This is a genomic window from Pseudoxanthomonas sp. J31 (assembly GCF_000510725.1).
In the GTDB taxonomy this organism is placed as follows: Bacteria; Pseudomonadota; Gammaproteobacteria; order Xanthomonadales; family Xanthomonadaceae; genus Pseudoxanthomonas.
Map to the genome: position 1 here is coordinate 95870 of NZ_AZNZ01000003.1, position 15456 is coordinate 111325.

14 protein-coding genes and 1 pseudogene are annotated in these 15456 nt (G+C 70.6%); 7 read left to right on the top strand and 8 right to left on the bottom strand.

Annotated elements, in window-relative coordinates; all coding sequences use genetic code 11:
- Positions 1-64 precede the first annotated feature (64 nt).
- Positions 65-1846 carry a M14 family metallopeptidase gene (locus PSEJ31_RS0106135; protein WP_051403672.1) on the bottom strand — a complete coding sequence of 594 codons (1782 nt, stop codon included), beginning with the start codon at positions 1844-1846 and terminating at the stop codon, positions 65-67.
- 126 nt (positions 1847-1972) lie between these two features.
- Between PSEJ31_RS0106135 and PSEJ31_RS0106140 the strand changes: the two genes are divergently transcribed.
- The 4 genes and pseudogenes from PSEJ31_RS0106140 (at position 1973) to PSEJ31_RS0106155 (ending at position 5121) form a co-directional block, all read left to right on the top strand.
- Positions 1973-3592 (top strand): oligopeptide:H+ symporter, encoded by a 1620-nt coding sequence (locus tag PSEJ31_RS0106140; RefSeq protein WP_028914946.1) that lies wholly within the window; start codon positions 1973-1975, stop codon positions 3590-3592.
- Positions 3593-3598: 6 nt separating this feature from the next.
- Complete coding sequence (locus PSEJ31_RS0106145) at positions 3599-4216, top strand: rhomboid family intramembrane serine protease (protein WP_026010302.1); 618 nt, start codon at positions 3599-3601, stop codon at positions 4214-4216.
- 68 nt (positions 4217-4284) lie between these two features.
- Positions 4285-4779: pseudogene (locus PSEJ31_RS17210) on the top strand (hypothetical protein); the annotation flags it as partial.
- Between the two features lie 105 nt (positions 4780-4884).
- Positions 4885-5121 (top strand): hypothetical protein, encoded by a 237-nt coding sequence (locus PSEJ31_RS0106155; RefSeq protein WP_125111826.1) that lies wholly within the window; start codon positions 4885-4887, stop codon positions 5119-5121.
- A gap of 20 nt (positions 5122-5141) precedes the next feature.
- On the opposite strand, the gene PSEJ31_RS0106160 is transcribed toward PSEJ31_RS0106155, so the two are convergent.
- Positions 5142-5363, bottom strand: a complete 222-nt coding sequence (locus PSEJ31_RS0106160) for a hypothetical protein (protein ID WP_019397939.1) — start codon at positions 5361-5363, stop codon at positions 5142-5144.
- 132 nt (positions 5364-5495) lie between these two features.
- On the opposite strand from PSEJ31_RS0106160, the gene PSEJ31_RS0106165 reads away from it, so the two are divergent.
- Genes PSEJ31_RS0106165 through cfa form a run of 3 tightly spaced genes read left to right on the top strand, consistent with a single transcriptional unit; the run spans position 5496 to position 7782 of the window.
- Complete coding sequence (locus PSEJ31_RS0106165) at positions 5496-5789, top strand: GNAT family N-acetyltransferase (RefSeq protein ID WP_028914947.1); 294 nt, start codon at positions 5496-5498, stop codon at positions 5787-5789.
- Positions 5790-5825: 36 nt separating this feature from the next.
- Positions 5826-6650, top strand: coding sequence for a DUF3298 and DUF4163 domain-containing protein (locus tag PSEJ31_RS0106170; RefSeq protein ID WP_028914948.1), 825 nt, complete (start codon positions 5826-5828; stop codon positions 6648-6650).
- Positions 6651-6660: 10 nt separating this feature from the next.
- Positions 6661-7782, top strand: a complete 1122-nt coding sequence (gene cfa, locus PSEJ31_RS0106175) for a cyclopropane fatty acyl phospholipid synthase (RefSeq protein ID WP_028914949.1) — start codon at positions 6661-6663, stop codon at positions 7780-7782.
- 157 nt (positions 7783-7939) lie between these two features.
- Here cfa and PSEJ31_RS0106180 read toward each other — a convergent pair whose 3' ends face one another.
- The 6 genes from PSEJ31_RS0106180 to PSEJ31_RS0106205 all read right to left on the bottom strand — a co-directional run bounded on the left by PSEJ31_RS0106180 (position 7940) and on the right by PSEJ31_RS0106205 (position 15246).
- Entirely contained in the window at positions 7940-10123 is a 2184-nt protein-coding gene (locus PSEJ31_RS0106180; RefSeq protein WP_028914950.1) for a M3 family metallopeptidase, read from the bottom strand.
- Between the two features lie 159 nt (positions 10124-10282).
- The gene (locus tag PSEJ31_RS0106185) at positions 10283-11065 is read right to left on the bottom strand and encodes a ferredoxin--NADP reductase (protein WP_019399957.1); all 783 of its coding nucleotides are present in this window, start codon (positions 11063-11065) and stop codon (positions 10283-10285) included.
- Positions 11066-11184: 119 nt separating this feature from the next.
- Positions 11185-12363, bottom strand: a complete 1179-nt coding sequence (locus PSEJ31_RS0106190; RefSeq protein ID WP_019399958.1) for a PQQ-dependent sugar dehydrogenase — start codon at positions 12361-12363, stop codon at positions 11185-11187.
- A gap of 25 nt (positions 12364-12388) precedes the next feature.
- On the bottom strand, positions 12389-14269 hold the full coding sequence (locus tag PSEJ31_RS0106195) for an ABC transporter ATP-binding protein (protein ID WP_028914951.1): 1881 nt from the start codon (positions 14267-14269) through the stop codon (positions 12389-12391).
- A 147-nt stretch (positions 14270-14416) separates the two neighbouring features.
- The gene (locus PSEJ31_RS0106200; RefSeq protein ID WP_019399960.1) at positions 14417-14854 is read right to left on the bottom strand and encodes a c-type cytochrome; all 438 of its coding nucleotides are present in this window, start codon (positions 14852-14854) and stop codon (positions 14417-14419) included.
- A gap of 14 nt (positions 14855-14868) precedes the next feature.
- Complete coding sequence (locus PSEJ31_RS0106205) at positions 14869-15246, bottom strand: cytochrome c (protein WP_028914952.1); 378 nt, start codon at positions 15244-15246, stop codon at positions 14869-14871.
- Positions 15247-15456: the final 210 nt, after the last annotated feature.

Here is a 15456-nt window from a genome sequence, read left to right on the forward strand (position 1 = left end):
TTAGGCGCTCCCCTGCCGCGCAGGCGCGAAGGCGGCGTGTTCGAATCATTAAGCCCGCAGGCGTTCAGCGCAGTGGCTGCTCCAGCCGCAGCACCGGGTACAGGCCGTAGCGTTCGTCCCAGGCCGGGTGCCGGCGGTAGAAGAACTCCAGGCGCGCGGCCGGGTCGGCGGCGAATTCCGGGTCGGAGGCCAGGCGCGACTCGAACTGGCGCCGCAGCGCCGGGTCGCGCAGCATCTCGCGCGCGACCTGCTCGGCCACGTAGTCCTCCATGTACTCCTTGCGCTCGAAGGCGTTGTTGAACGCGCCCCAGGCGGCCAGCGAGTCCGGCGCCTGCGGTTCGAGCATGGCCAGCACCAGGCGCGCCAGCGGCTGGGCCGCGGGCACGTACAGGCTGCCGGCGGGGACGTCGTGGCGCTCATCCTGCCAGCGGCCCTGCAGCTCGACCCGCTGGTGGCCTTCGGAGGAATGCGCGGCGAAGGTGATGGACTCGGCGCGGAAGGCCCGCACCGGCAGCGCCGGGCGCGGCGCGTCCAGGCGCCGGTACTGCACGCCGTGGATGTCCAGCAGCGGCTGCACCCGCGCTGCCCAGGCCGGCGGCACCAGGTAGCCGCCGGCGGGGACGGTTGCCTCCAGGGTGGGCACCACCTGGTCGCGCAGCGGCAGCTTCCAGACCTGCGGCGTGGTCTCGTCGTAGCGGGTCATCAGCGCGCCGGACACTTCCGAGGGCGTGCGGGTGTAGGCGTAGCCGCGGAAGTCGATGGTGCGGGCCTGGTCGGTGGTATCCCAGGCCAGCGCCTCGCTGCGCCCGGCCAGCCGCGCGGCGCGGGCATCGGCGGCCTCGGCCAGGGCGCGCCAGCGGGCGCCGTGCCTGGCCATCTGCTCCAGCACCGAGACCACCGCGTTGCGGGTGGTGCGCACGCGCTCGGGATAGGTGCGCCAGGAATGCGTCTCCACCAGCATGCCGAAGCGGTTGCGCAGCAGGAAGTAGCCGTGCGAGAAGCGCGGCGGCGAGACGTCGTCGGCGAAGCCGGAGGCCGGGTCGTCCTCGACGATGAAGGACGGGTAGAAGTCCAGCGGCAGCGAGCCGGCGCGGGCGAGGTCGGCGATCACCCCGTCCCGCCACTGGCGGCCGGCCTGGCGCAGGGCCTCGTCGCCGGCATGCACCGGCTCGACCTGGACCGACACGTCGTGCTCGAACTGGGCGCCGTCGGTGGCGTGCAGGTCGACCATCGCCAGCGGGTCCCACTGCCGCACCAGGGCCAGCATGGCCTGCATCTCCGGCGAGTCGGCCTTGAGGTAGTCGCGGTTGAGGTTGTAGCCCTGGGCCGTGGTGCGCCAGCCCATCTCCTCCGGGCCGCGCTGGTTGGGGCGGTTCCAGGCGCCGAAGCGCTCGTGGCCGTCGACGTTGAACACCGGCACGAACAGCCAGACCACCTTGTCCAGCACGCCCGGGGCGGCCTTGCCTTCCAGGATCTCGCGCAGGGCCAGGAAGCCGGCGTCCTTGCCGTCGATCTCGCCGGCGTGGATGCCGCCCTGGACAAGCACCACCGGCAGTTTGCGGCGGCGCGCCTGCTCCGGCTCGAACGCGCCGGTGGCGGTGACCACCAGCAGCTGCATGGGCCGGCCCTCGGGCGTGGTGCCGAAGCTCAGCGCGCGCACCTTGTCCGGCCAGCGCGCCTGGAAGGCGGCGGCCAGCGCCGGGACTTCGTCGTAGCGGCCGGTGCGCTGGAAGCCGGAGCGCTCGGCCACGGTGGACAGCGGATCGGCGGAAGCGGGGGCGGGGAGCGGCAGGGCGCAGGCCGCGGCCAGCAGCCAGGCCGGAGGGAGGCGGAAACGGAACGACATCGGCGGTACCAGGGGCGAAAACGGCCATGATGCCAGCGCCGCCGGCGGGCGGCAGCCATGGCTGGCGGCGGTACCGGCGCGGGGCCGGGATCGGGTACCCTCAGTTTCTTTTGCGACGGACCCGGGATGAGCACCACCACCGCCGGCCAGGGGCGCATGCCCCGCCAGATCGCCTACATCATCGGCAACGAGGCGTGCGAGCGCTTCAGCTTCTACGGCATGCGCAACATCCTGGTGCCGTTCCTGGTCAGCTCGGCGCTGCTGGGATACCTGCCGGCCGGACCGGAGCGCGACGGCGCGGCCAAGGACATCTTCCACATGTTCGTGATCGGCGTGTACTTCTTCCCGTTGCTGGGGGGATGGCTGGCCGACCGCTTCTTCGGCAAGTACCACACGATCCTGTGGTTCTCGCTGGTCTATTGCGCCGGCCACGCCTGCCTGGCGCTGTTCGAGAACAACGCCACCGGCTTCTACACCGGCCTGTTCCTGATCGCGCTCGGCTCCGGCGGCATCAAGCCGCTGGTGGTGAGCTTCTGCGGCGACCAGTTCGACCAGGGCAACAAGGACAAGGCCAAGGTCGTCTTCGACGCGTTCTACTGGATCATCAACTTCGGCTCGTTCTTCGCCTCGTTGCTGTCGCCGCTGTTCCTGCGCCACTTCGGCCCGGCGGTGGCGTTCGGCATCCCTGGCGCGCTGATGTTCGTCGCCACCTTCGTGTTCTGGCTGGGGCGCCGGCGCTACGTCAACGTGCCGGCGGCCGGGCGCGACCCGCATGCGTTCTTCGAGGTGGTCAAGACCGCGCTGCGCGCGCGCCGGCCCGGCCAGGGCCGCCCGGGGCTGTTCGTGGCGCTGGCCGGCGTGGCCGTGGCGGCGGCGATGCTGCTGCTGTGGGCGCTGTCGGCCACCACCGGGCTGCGCGCCTGGCCGGCCGGCTTCAACTTCGTCATCACCGCCTGCCTGGCGCTGGGCGTGGTGATCGCGCTGGGCGGCTGGGGCGCCTCGCTGCAGCTGGAGCGCGCCCGCGGGGTGCATCCGGACCTGGCGGTGGACGGCGTGCGCGCGGTGCTGCGCATCATCATCGTGTTCGCGCTGGTCACCCCGTTCTGGTCGCTGTTCGACCAGAAGGCCTCGACCTGGATCATCCAGGGCCGGGAGATGGTGATCCCGCACGACGCCCCGTGGTGGCCCAGCTGGCTGGTGCAGGACGCGGCGCAGATGCAGGCGCTGAACCCGATGCTGGTGATGCTGCTGATCCCGTTCAACAACCTGGTGCTGTTCCCGCTGCTGGAGCGGCTGGGCTTCCGGATCACGCCGCTGCGCAAGATGGGCTGGGGCATCGCAATCTCCGGCGCGTCCTGGATCGTGGCCGCCGTGCTGCAGCTGCAGATCGACGGCGGCGCCCCGGTCTCGCTGGCGTGGCAGGGCCTGCCCTACCTGTTGCTGACCTTCGGCGAGATCCTGGTCTCGGCCACCGCGCTGGAATTCGCCTACAGCCAGGCGCCGCACGCGATGAAGGGCGTGATCATGGCCTTCTGGTACCTGACCAGCACCTTCGGCAGCCTGTGGGTGCTGCTGACCAACGCGGCGGTGCGCAACGAGGCGGTGATCGGCCGCATCGCCGGCACCGGGCTGAGCGAGAACGCGTTCCTGATGTTCTTCTTCGCCGGCTTCGCCTTCCTCGCCGCGCTGGCGTTCGCCGCCTACGCCCGCCGCTATCCGATGCAGGACAACTACCGCAAGGCCTGAGCAAGCATGCAATCCCTCGTGACCCTGGCCCTGATCGCCGTCACCGTGCTGGTGTCCTGGCGGGCATTCAACGACCGCCGCGTGGTCGACCGCCTGATCCTGTGGCCGCCGGCCATCGCCCGCCAGCGCGAATACTGGCGGCTGCTGACCCACGGCTTCCTGCACGCGGACTTCCCCCACCTGCTGTTCAACATGGTCACGCTGTTCTTCTTCGGGCGCCTGATCGAGCGCCTGATGCTGCAGCTGACCGGCAGTCCGCTGACCTTCCTGCTGTTCTACCTGTCGGCCATCGTGGTGGCGATCCTGCCCAGCTACCTGAAGAACCAGGACAACCCGCGCTACTTCAGCCTGGGCGCATCGGGCGCGGTGTCGGCGGTGTTGTTCGCCTTCATCATGGTCTCGCCGTGGTCGCTGATCTTCGTGTTCTTCATCCCGATGCCGGCGGTGCTGTACGCGCTGTTCTACGTCGGCTACAGCATCTGGATGGACCGCCGCGGCGGCGACAACATCAACCACAGCGCGCACCTGGCCGGCGCCGCCTACGGCGTACTGTTCATGGTGGCGATGGAGCCGCAGGTGCTGCAGGTGTTCTGGGAGCAGCTGCTCAACCCGCGCTTCCGCTGAGCGGGGATCACCTGGCCTGAATGCCGGGCATGCCAGCCTCGCGGGGCGACCCAGCGACGGAGGCACCCATGGCGACACGAAAGGCTCCCGCGCGCCGCGCGGCCGGTTCCGCAGGGAAGAAGGCGGCGTCGGGCACCAAGTCCGGCGCGAGCGCGGCGAAGAAGACCACGGCGCGCAGGAGCGCCGCCGGCACGACCGCCGCGAAGAGGACGGTGGCCAGGAAAGCCACCGCCAGGAAAGCCACGGCCAAGAAGGCAACGGCCAAGAAGGCAACGGCCAAGAAGGCCGTCGCCGGGAAGTCGACTGCCCGTAAGGCGCCGGCAAGGACGTCCGCGCGCAAGGCCACTGCGCGGAAGGCCACTGCGCGGAAGGCGACGAAGAAGACCGCGGCGAGCAAGTCGACGTCCACCAGGACGTCCGCGCGCAAGACCGTCGCCGGGAAGGCGCCAGCGCGCAAGGCGGCAGCCAGGAAGAGCGCCACGAAGAAGGCCACGGCCAGGAAGACTGCGACGAAGAAGGCCCCGACGAGGAAGGTAGCCACGAAGAAGGTGGCTGCGAAGAAGGGCGCGGCCAGGAAGTCCACCGCTGCCCGCGCCGCCAAGACGCCACGCAGGGCGGCGGGCGACGGCGCCCGGCGGCGCCCGCGCAGGCTCACGCCCGAAGAGGCCTTGCAGCGCACGCACGAGTTGCTCGAGGCACACAACGAGCAGGCGCGCCAGGTGCCTGCCTGGCGCCTGCTGGACGGCCAGCAGGCCAGCGGCGGGAGCACGGTCACGGCGGAGGCCTCGCCCGACGTGGCGGGCAAGCAGCAGGAGCTGCACCAGGGCGAGATCCGCGCGCGGGCGACCCAGGGCAGCGCCAGCACCCACGACCGCCGCAACCAGCGCCGCCGCGACCAGCGCTGATCCCGGCGCCCGCCGCCTGTTCAGGCGGCGGGCGAGGGTTCCGGGCTGGCCGGTGGCTCGTCGCTGTAGGCCGCCTCGAGCCGGCGGTAGACATCCGAAGCCAGGCGGCTGCACTCGGAGGTTTCGGTGCGGCCGTCCACGGCCATCTGGTAGAGGCCTTCCAGCAGGGAGGCCTCGGCCTGGTCCCATTGCTGCTGTTGTTGCGGCGACCTCGCGTCGCCCGGTTGTTGCGGTATGCCCATGAGCCGTCCGTTTTGCGGCCGTCTTCACATGGCTGAATCAAACCTCAGCACGGTTGCGCTTGCAAGTCCGGCCCTCACGCGGGTTTGTCGCCGCCTGCGGAGAATGGCGCGCGCCGACAACAGGGGGTGCCGATGAACATCCAGTCCGCGACTCCTTCCGTGCGCCACGACCCGGCCACGCGCCGGTTCCTGGCCGAAGCCGACGGCGAACAGGCCGAACTGTGCTACCGGCTGGAGGGCGGGTTGATGCTGATCGACCACACGCTGGTGCCGCAGGCCATCGGCGGCAGGGGAATCGCCGGGGAGCTGGTCCGCACCGCCTTCGAGCACGCGCGCCAGGCGGGCTTGCGCGTCGTTCCCGCCTGTCCGTACGCCGCGACCTGGGTTACCCGGCACCCCGAGTTCGCCGACACCCTTGCCGGTTGAAGGCGCGCGCCGGCGGCGCCCGCCAAGGAAACATGCATGAGCCGCATCCGGACCTGGACCGTCCTGTCCCTCCTGATCCTGCCCCTGGCCGCCTGCCGCGACGACTCCGCGCCGGCCCCCGCCGCGCCGGCGGAGGACGTGGTCGCCCCCGATGCAGCCGGTGCGGCCCCGGCTGCGCCGGTGCGGCTGGAGGACGTGATCGAGCGCGACCCGCGCTACATGGTGGGCATCAGCTATCCGCCCGGGATGGAGGCCTATCCGGGACTGGCGGCCGCCCTGCAGGCCTATGCACAGCAGGCACGCGAGGAGCTGATGCAGGCGGTGGAGGCACTGGACGCACCGCCGGCGGCACCGTACGACCTGTCCCTGGGCTTCCGCCTGCTGATGCAGAGCCCGCAGCTTGTTGCGGTGGCCGCCGACGGCAGCGTCTACACCGGCGGCGCCCACGGCCAGCCGCTGGTGGCGCGCTTCGTGTGGTTGCCCGGGCGCGGCGAGATGCTGACCGCCGAGCGCCTGGTCCCCTCGGCGGAAGGGTGGCAGGTGGTGGCGCGCCAGGTGGCCGAGCAGCTGGCCGCGTCCGCCCAGGTACGCGCGATCGACGGGGCGCTGAGCCCGCAGGAGCGCAAGAGCCTGCTGGATTCGGCGCTGCGGATGATCGACGAGGGGACCGGGCCGGATCCGGCCAACTTCGCCCAGTTCGAGCCGGTGCCGGCCCCCGACGGGCGGATCGCGGCCTTGCGCTTCGTGTTCCCGCCCTACCAGGTCGGCCCCTACGCGGACGGGGTACAGTACGCCCAGGTGCCGGCCGCGACGCTGCTGCCCTACGTGGCCGGGGAGTACCAGGCACTGTTCGTGCAGTAGGAGGACGCTGATGGGGGCGGGATCCCTTGCCAGGCGTCGGGTCGAAGCGTTGCTTGCCGAAGCGGACGTCAGGATCGGCGGGGATCGCGAATGGGACCTGCAGCCACGTGACGAGCGGTTGTGGACGCGCCTGCTGGCGCAGGGCTCGCTGGGACTGGGCGAGTCGTACATGGACGGCTGGTGGGACACCGGCTCGCTGGACGGCCTGCTGCTGCGCCTGATCCAGGCGCGGCTGGGGGAGAAGGTACGCGGCCTGGCCGAATTGCGCGACGTGCTGGTCGCGCGCCTGAGCAATCCGCAGACCCGCGGCCGCAGCGGCGAGGTGGGGCGTCGCCACTACGACCTGGGCAACGACCTGTACGCGGCCATGCTCGGCAAGCGCCTGGTCTACAGCTGCGGCTACTGGCGCGACGCCGCCGACCTGGACGCCGCCCAGGAGGCCAAGCTGGACCTGGTCTGCCGCAAGCTGCGGCTGCAGCCGGGCATGCGCGTGCTGGACATCGGCTGCGGCTGGGGCGAGGCGCTGAAGTTCGCGGCCGAGCGCTACGGCGTGTCCGGGGTAGGGGTGACCATCTCCGCCGAGCAGGCCGCCTACGCGCAACGCCTGTGCGCCGGCCTGCCGATCGAGATCCGCCTGCAGGACTACCGTGACGTGGACGAGCGCTTCGACGCGGTGTTCTCGATCGGCATGTTCGAGCACGTGGGCGTGCGCAACTACCGCGCCTACTTCGAGGTGGTGCGGCGCTGCCTGCCGCCGCACGGGCTGTTCCTGCTGCACAGCATCGGCAGCAACGTCTCGCGCAACCGCACCGACCCGTGGATCGCGCGCTACATCTTCCCCAACTCGATGCTGCCCTCGGCCGCGCAGGTCACCCGCGCCAGCGAGGGCCTGTTCGTGGTCGAGGACTGGCACAACTTCGGCACCGACTACGACCGCACCCTGCAGGCCTGGCGCGCCAACGTCGAGGCCGCCTGGGAGCGGCTGGACCCGCGCTACGACGAGCGCTTCCGGCGCATGTGGCGGTTCTACCTGGCCGGCTCCATGGCCACCTTCCGCGCGCGCCAGGCGCAGCTGTGGCAGGTGCTGATGTCGCCGGAGGGCGTGCCGGGGGGACTGGCGGTGCCGCGCTGAGGGTTGGCGAAATTTTCGCCAACCCTCTTGACAGCCTTGCCGTTGCTGGCGCGCCGGCGATTATCCACAGCTTCGTTCAAGCTTCATCCACACCGCTTGTGGAAAACCGCGGCGGCCGGGACGAAGACGCCACCCGGAGGTGGCGCCTGCGTGGCCTTCAGCGGCCGGCCCGGTCCAGGCCGCGCTTCTTGAGCAGCGGTTCGATCCGCGGCTCGTGCCCGGCGAAGTCGGCGAACAGGTCCAGCGCGTCGCGGGTGCCGCCACGCGACAGCAGGGTGGCGCGGAAGTGGTCGCCGTTCTCGCGCTTCAGGCCGCCGTGCTGGCGCATCCACTCCTGGGTGTTGGCGTCCAGCACCTCGGACCAGATGTAGGCGTAGTAGCCGGCCGAATAGCCGCCCATGATGTGGCTGAAGTACGGCGTGCGGTAGCGCGGCGGCACCGGCGCGTAGGCGATGCCGTCGGCGGCCAGGGCGTCGGCCTCGAACTTCATCACCCCGTCGGCCTCCGGCAGCTGGTCGGCGCCGACCTGGTGCCAGCGCTGGTCGAGCATGGCCGCGCCCAGGTACTCGGTGGTGGCGAAGCCCTGGTTGAAGGTGGCCGTGGCCTGGACCTTCTCCAGCAGCTCGCGCGGCATCGGCTCGCCGGTCTCGTGGTGCCTGGCGTAGTTGGCCAGCACCGACGGCCAGTCGGCCCACATCTCGTTGACCTGCGAGGGGAACTCGACGAAGTCGCGCGGCACGGCGGTGCCGCCGAAGTACGGGTAGGTCACGTCCGAGAACATGCCGTGCAGGGCATGGCCGAACTCGTGGAACATGGTGGTGACCTCGTCCCAGGTCAGCAGGGTCGGGCCACTGGCCGGCTTGGGGATGTTGAGGTGGTTGGCCACCACCGGCCGGGTGCCGCGCAGCTTCGACTGGCCGACGTAGGAGTTCATCCAGGCACCGCCACGCTTGGAGGCGCGCGCGTACGGGTCGAAGATGAAGATCGCCAGCTGGCTGCCGTCGGCGTCGAACACGTCGTACACCCAGGTGTCCGGGTGGTACTTGGGCAGGTCGGTGCGCTCCTTGAAGCTGATGCCGTACAGCTGGTTGGCGGCGAAGAACACGCCGTTCTCCAGCACGCTCTTCATCTCGAAGTAGGGCTTGAGCTGCGATTCGTCGAAGTCGTAGGTGGCCTTGCGCACCTTCTCGGTGTAGTAGGCCCAGTCCCAGGCCTCGAGCCTGAAGCCCGGCTCGCCCTTGGCCGCCTGCTCGCGGTCGATCATCTTCTGCAGCTCGGCGGCCTCGCGCCTGGCGTTGGCGACCGCGGCCGGGGCCAGCTTGCCCAGCATCTCGTTCACCGCTTGCGGGGTCTTGGCGGTGGCCTGCTCCAGCGCGAACGCGGCGTGGTTCGGGTAGCCGAGCAGGGCGGCGCGCTCGGCGCGCAGCTTCATCACCCGGGCGACGATGGCGGTGTTGTCGAACTCGTTGCCGCGCGCGCCGCGGTTGACCGAGGCCTCGTGGATGCGGCGGCGGGACTCGCGGTTCTCCAGGTAGCTCAGCGGCGGCTGGCCGGTGGTGTTGAGCAGGGTCACCACGTACTTGCCTTCCAGGCCGCGCTTCTTCGCCTCCTCGGCGGCGGCGGCGATCTGGGCCCCGGTCGAGCCGGCCAGCTCGTCGGCGCTGTCGAACACCACGGCGGAGGCGTTGACCTCGTTGAGCACGTTCTGGTCGAACTGGGTGCCCAGCTTGGCCAGCTCGGCGTTCATCTCCTTCAGGCGCGCCTTGTCGGCGTCGGACAGGTTGGCGCCGGCGCGGACGAAGTCGGTGTAGTAGCGCTCGACCAGGCGCAGCGCCTCGGCGTCCAGGCCCAGGCCCTCGCGCTGCTCGTACAGGGCCTTGATCCGGGCGAACAGGGCACCGTTGAGCATGATCGCGTCGCGGTGCGCGGCGAACCTCGGCGAGTACTCGGCCTGGATCGCCTTGCGCGCGTCGTTGGTGTCGGTGCCGACCAGGTTGAAGAACACGGCGCGGGCGCGGTCCAGCACCTGGCCGCTGTTCTCCAGGGCGACGATGGTGTTCTCGAAGGTCGGCGGCTCGCCGTTGGAGGCGATCGCCTCGATCTCCTCCAGCTGCTCGGCCATGCCGAAGTCGAAGGCCGGGCCGAAGTGCTCGTCCTTGATCTGGTCGAAGCGCGGGTACTGCAGGGGCAGGTCGCTTGCGGTCAGGAACGGGTTGCCCTGGAGGGCCTCGGCGGAGGCGGTCCCGGTGCTACCGGGCGCGGGGCCCTCGGTGCTGGTGCAGGCGGTGATGCCCAGTCCAAGGGCGGCGGCAAGTGCCAGGGAGAGGCCGGTCTTCTTCATGCAAAGCAGTTCCTGGGGAAACAAACCCTGCAAGGTTACCCCAGCCTGCCGGGGGAGGGGGCATGACCAAAGGCATGCGACGGGTACCGGCGGCGGCACCGGGCGCGCGGCGCCTGCCGGGACATGGCATCCCGGCGGGCCGCGCGCAAGGGCTCGGGCTTACTTCTCGACGAAGGCGCGCTCGAACACGTACTGCCCCGGGCTGCCGATGCGCGGGGAGGCGGTGAAGCCGCGGCTGTCCAGCAGGGCGCGGAAGTCGGCCAGCATCTGCGGGCTGCCGCAGATCATGGCGCGGTCGTGCTCCGGGTCCAGCGGCTCCAGGCCAAGGGTGCGCATCATCTCGCCGCTGGCCATCAGGTCGGTCAGGCGACCGCGGTTCGGGAACTCCTCGCGCGAGACCGCCGGGTAGTACACCAGCTTGTCGCGGATGATCTCGCCCAGGATCTCGTGGTTGGGCAGTTCCTTCTCGAAGTAGTCGCGGTAGGCCAGGTCCTGCACGTGGCGCACGCCGTGGCACAGCACCACGCGCTCGAAGCGTTCGTAGGTCTCCGGGTCCTTGATCACCGACAGCCACGGCGCCAGGCCGGTGCCGGTGCCCAGCAGGTACAGGTTGCGCCCCGGGTGCAGGTCGCTGATCAGCAGGGTGCCGGTGGGCTTGCGCCCGATGAGGATGCTGTCGCCGGGCTTGATGTGTTGCAGGCGCGAGGTCAGCGGGCCGTCCTGCACCTTGATCGAGAAGAACTCCAGCTGTTCTTCCCAGTTGGCGCTGGCGATGGAATAGGCGCGCAGGATCGGCTTCCCGCTCTCGGTGGGCAGGCCGATCATCACGAACTGGCCGTTGTCGAAGCGGAATCCGTCGTCGCGGGTGGTGGTGAAGCTGAAGTAGGCGTCGGTCCAGTGGCGGACGTCGAGCACCGTTTCGGTGCCGTAGGCGGATGACATCGGGGAGGGATTGCCGGTTCTGGTTCGCCGCCCATTGTAGCCGACCGCCCCGTCCCGACCCTTGCGCCTGATCAAACGGCGGAACGGGGCGGCGCCAGCGGCGCCGCCCCCCGCGCGGCTCAGTCCCGCGGCGGCTCCAGTTTCAGCAGCTTGCCGTTGTCCTCGTCGGTGACCAGGTACAGGTTGCCGTCGGCGCCGGCGCGGACGTCGCGGATGCGCTCGCCCAGGTCCTGCAGCAGGCGCTCCTCGCCGACCACGCGGTCGCCGTCCAGCTGCAGCCGGATCAGGTTGCGGTGGGCCAGCGCGCCCAGGAACAGGCTGTCGTTCCATGGCTTGCCCTCGCGGCCGGTGTAGAAGGCCATGCCGGACAGGCCCGGGGAGATCTCGAACACGTGGTGCGGGGACTCGGTGCCCTCGTATTCCTTGCCGCGGGCCTCGGCGATCGGCTGGCCGGAGTAGTCGATGCCGTGGGTGGCCAGCGGCCAGCCGTAGTTGAGGCCGGGCAGGGGCAGGTTGATCTCGTCGCCGCCGCGCGGGCCGTGCTCGCTCTCCCACAGCTTGCCGGTGCGCGGATCGAAGGCCAGGCCCTGCGAGTTGCGGTGGCCGTAGCTCCAGATCTCCGGGCGCGCGCCCTCGCGGCCGACGAACGGGTTGTCCTCGGGGATGCTGCCGTCCAGGCGCAGCCGCACCAGCTTGCCCTGCAGCTTGTCCAGCTGCTGTGCCATGGGCTTGAACGAGCGGTCGCCCTGGCTGATGAAGACATGGCCCTGGTCGTCGAAGGCCAGGCGCGAGCCGTAGTGGTACTCGGCGTCGACCTTGGGCTCCTGGCGGTAGATGACGGTCAGCTCGGTGAGGGTGTCGCCGTCGAGGGTGGCGTAGGCGGCGGCGGTGCCGGAGGTGCCGTTCTCGCCCGGCTCGGCGTAGGTCAGGTAGATGCGGTGGCTGGTGGCGAAGTCCGGCGCCAGGGCCACGTCCAGCAGGCCGCCCTGGCCGCGCGCGGCGACCGCCGGCACGCCCTTGACCGGCTCGGAGATGCTGCCGTCGGCGCCGATCCGGCGCAGGTTGCCGCCGCGCTCGGTGACCAGGAAGCCGCCGTCCGGCAGGGGCGCAACCGCCCACGGATGGGACAGGCCGCTGGCGACCACGCTCAGCCGCGCCTGGCCCTGCTGGCTTTCCACCACCTGCGGCTCCGCCGGCTGCGCGGCATCCGCGGCCGGTGCCGGCGCGCGGTCGCAGGCCGACAGGGTGGCGGCCAGGGCCAGGGCGAGGAGGGAGGGCAGGTGCCGGGTGTGCTGCATGCGCGACGCTCCTTGGGACAAAGCGTCAACGATAGCCGGCGGCCTGCAGCTCGAACAACTCGGCATAGCGGCCGCCGGCGGCCATCAGCTCCTCGTGGGTGCCACTGGCCTCGACCCGGCCGCCGGACAGCACCAGGATGCGGTCGGCCATGCGCACGCTGGAGAAGCGGTGCGAGATCAGCACCGCGGTGCGCCCCCGCGAGAGCTCCTTGAAGCGCTGGAACACCTCGAACTCGCTGCGCGCGTCCAGCGCCGCGGTGGGCTCGTCGAGGATCATGACCTGGGCGTCGCGCATGTAGGCGCGGGCGATGGCCAGCTTCTGCCACTGCCCGCCGGACAGGTCCACGCCGTTCTTGAAGCGGCGCCCGATCAGCTGGTCGTAGCCCAGCGGCAGGGACTGGACCACCTCGTCGGCCATGCCGCGGCGGGCGGCGTCGCGGATGCGCTCGATGTCGTCCAGCGCCTCGATCCGGCCCACGCCGATGTTCTCGCCGGCGCTCAGGTGGTAGCGCACGAAGTCCTGGAAGATCACCCCGGTGTTGGCGCGCAGGTCGTCCAGGTCGTACTCGCGCAGGTCGCGGCCGTCGAGCAGGATCCGGCCCTCGTCCGGGTCGTACAGCCGCGCCAGCAGCTTGACCAGGGTGGTCTTGCCGGCGCCGTTCTCGCCGACCAGGGCCAGCACCTCGCCGGCGCGCAGCTCGAAGCTGAGCCCGCGCAGGGCCCAGTGTCCGGCGCCCGGGTAGCGGAAGCCCACGTCCTCGAACACGAAGCCCTCGCGGATGGGCCGGGGCACCGGCACCGCGTCCGGGCGCGAGGCGATCTCCGGCTCGATCTCGAAGAACGAGAACAGGTCGTCCAGGTAGAGGGCCTGGCCGGCGACCTGGGAAAAGCCCACCAGCAGGCCTTCCAGCAGCTGGCGCAGGCGCATGAAGCTGCCGGCCAGGAAGGTCAGGTCGCCGATGCTGAAGTCACCGCGCACCGTGCGCCAGGCGATGTAGCCGTAGGCCACGTAGTAGCCCAGGGTGCCCAGCGCGGCCAGCAGCGTGCCCCAAAGCGCACGGCGCCGGGCCAGGGCGCGGTTGGCCAGGTAGAACCGCTCCGCCAGGACCTTGTAGCGGTCGATCAGGAAGCGGTGGAGGTTGAAGATCTTGACCTCCTTGGCCGTTTCCACGCTGGCGCCGGTCTGGCGCAGGTATTCGAGCTGGCGCCGTTCCGGGGTCCACTGGAAGTTGAGCGAGTAGCCCAGTGCGTTGAAATGCGCCTCGCCGACGAACGCCGGCACCAGCGCCAGGGCCAGCAGCAGGATCAGCCACGGTGCGTAGACCAGCAGGCCCACGGCGAAGCTGACCACGGTGACCGCGTCCTGGACCTGGCCGAACAGCTGGCTCATCAGGTTCATCCGGCTCATGGTCTGGCGCCGGGCGCGGTCCAGCTTGTCCTGCAGGTCCGGGTCCTCGAAGTCCTCCAGGTCCAGGGTGGCGGCGTGTTCCATCAGGCGCACGCTGCTGGCATTGGTGAACAGCTCCGACAGCAGGCCGTCGGCATAGGCGACCAGGCGTCCGGTCAGGTCCGAGCCCACGGCCACCGCCAGCTCCAGCGCCAGCAGCCACAGCAGCGGCGACAGCTGCCCCGAGCGCAGGGCATCGCCGAGCCGGTCCAGGCCCAGGCCGAGCCCGGCCAGGCGCACCACCTCGTCGATGATCAGCTTGCCGATGTAGAGCATCAGCACCGGCAGCAGCGAGCGGACCAGGCGCAGGCCCAGGCTGGTCAGGGTCAGGCCGGGGCTGGTGGCCCAGATCTGGCGCAGGAACGGTGGCAGGTTGCGCAGCGCATCGAAGCGCTCGCGCAGGCTCGGTGTCCCCTGGCCGCGCGCGGCCCCTGGCTTGGCATCAGGCTTGGCACTCATCCCCGGCATTGTGCCCCGTCCCCAGTCCGGCGGTCGTGCACGCCCAGGGGCCGCTCCGAATCCCCAATCCCGAATCCCGCCCAAGCAAAAGGCCCGCCGAAGCGGGCCTTTTGCCTGGGCAAGCCGCGCAGCGGCCCAAGCAGCGGATCAATACGCCTGGCTGAGGTCCTTCAGCTGCGACGGGCGCGAACCGAAGTAGGCCGCCAGGTCGGCGATCTCCTGGTCGCTGAGGCCGGAGGCCTGCGGGGTCATCAGCGCGTGCTGGCGGGCGCCGCTGCGGTACTCCTGCAGGGCATGGGCCAGGTAGTCCGGGTACTGGCCGCCGAGCTTGGGATAGCTGGCGTCGATCGGCGCGTTGCCGTCCGGGCCGTGGCAGTCCACGCAGCTCTGGCCGGTGGCCTTGCCCTTGGCCGAGGCCAGCTGTTCGCCGATGGCGATGCGGCCCGGCGGCAGGCCCGCGGAGGAGCTGCGGGCTTCGGCCGCGGCTCCGGCTTCGGTGGAGCCGTCCCCGCCAGCGCAGGCCGAAAGGCCGAGGAGGGCGGTCAGGACGATGGCGAGACGCGGGGCGTACACGGCTTTCGACATGGGCGGCTGACTGCTCACTTGAGGGTGGAAAGGAAGGCGGCGATGTCGGCGATGTCCTGCTCAGAGAAGCTCTGGGCCTGGGCACGCATGGTCGGATGCCGGCGCTTGTTGTCGCGGTACTCGTGCAGGGCCTGGCTCAGGTACTCGGCCGACTGGCCGCCGATCTTGGGCACCTTGAAGCTCGGGTACGCATTCTTGTAGCCGGTCAGGCCGTGGCAGCCCTGGCAGGTGTAGGTCAGCTGGCGGCCGCGCTCGGCGTCGCCGGCAGGCGACCCGGCCGCGGCCTGGGCTTCCGGCTGGGCGGGTTGGGTGGACTCCTGCGCGGCAGCGCTGAAGGACAGGGAAGTGACCAGGGCAATGCAAACGGCTAGCGGCAGCGGGCGACGCATCATTCGTTAGTCCGATCGGTCTCGTTGGAGTCGGTCGTGCCGGTCTACCCCTCCGGACACGAAAACCGCCGCAGTATAGCCCCGCCTTAACGCAAGCGGGAACCGGCCGCATTGCGCTCGATCAAGGAGGGGGTGCACGCTGCCCGGCGTGCGGACCATGACCTTCGGCGCATGGCGGGCCATTGTGTTGGTGGTCTACTTGGATACAACACC

What these genes read in the sequence shown, in the direction of transcription:
- PSEJ31_RS0106200 (WP_019399960.1), bottom strand. Translation starts at nt 14,854, where the DNA reads ATGTCGAAAGCCGTGTACGCCCCGCGTCTCGCCATCGTCCTGACCGCC.
- cfa (WP_028914949.1), top strand. Translation starts at nt 6,661, where the DNA reads ATGGGGGCGGGATCCCTTGCCAGGCGTCGGGTCGAAGCGTTGCTTGCC.
- PSEJ31_RS0106185 (WP_019399957.1), bottom strand. Translation starts at nt 11,065, where the DNA reads ATGTCATCCGCCTACGGCACCGAAACGGTGCTCGACGTCCGCCACTGG.
- PSEJ31_RS0106180 (WP_028914950.1), bottom strand. Translation starts at nt 10,123, where the DNA reads ATGAAGAAGACCGGCCTCTCCCTGGCACTTGCCGCCGCCCTTGGACTG.
- PSEJ31_RS0106160 (WP_019397939.1), bottom strand. Translation starts at nt 5,363, where the DNA reads ATGGGCATACCGCAACAACCGGGCGACGCGAGGTCGCCGCAACAACAG.
- PSEJ31_RS0106140 (WP_028914946.1), top strand. Translation starts at nt 1,973, where the DNA reads ATGAGCACCACCACCGCCGGCCAGGGGCGCATGCCCCGCCAGATCGCC.
- PSEJ31_RS0106145 (WP_026010302.1), top strand. Translation starts at nt 3,599, where the DNA reads ATGCAATCCCTCGTGACCCTGGCCCTGATCGCCGTCACCGTGCTGGTG.
- PSEJ31_RS0106135 (WP_051403672.1), bottom strand. Translation starts at nt 1,846, where the DNA reads ATGTCGTTCCGTTTCCGCCTCCCTCCGGCCTGGCTGCTGGCCGCGGCC.
- PSEJ31_RS0106195 (WP_028914951.1), bottom strand. Translation starts at nt 14,269, where the DNA reads ATGAGTGCCAAGCCTGATGCCAAGCCAGGGGCCGCGCGCGGCCAGGGG.
- PSEJ31_RS0106170 (WP_028914948.1), top strand. Translation starts at nt 5,826, where the DNA reads ATGAGCCGCATCCGGACCTGGACCGTCCTGTCCCTCCTGATCCTGCCC.
- PSEJ31_RS0106190 (WP_019399958.1), bottom strand. Translation starts at nt 12,363, where the DNA reads ATGCAGCACACCCGGCACCTGCCCTCCCTCCTCGCCCTGGCCCTGGCC.
- PSEJ31_RS0106165 (WP_028914947.1), top strand. Translation starts at nt 5,496, where the DNA reads ATGAACATCCAGTCCGCGACTCCTTCCGTGCGCCACGACCCGGCCACG.
- PSEJ31_RS0106205 (WP_028914952.1), bottom strand. Translation starts at nt 15,246, where the DNA reads ATGATGCGTCGCCCGCTGCCGCTAGCCGTTTGCATTGCCCTGGTCACT.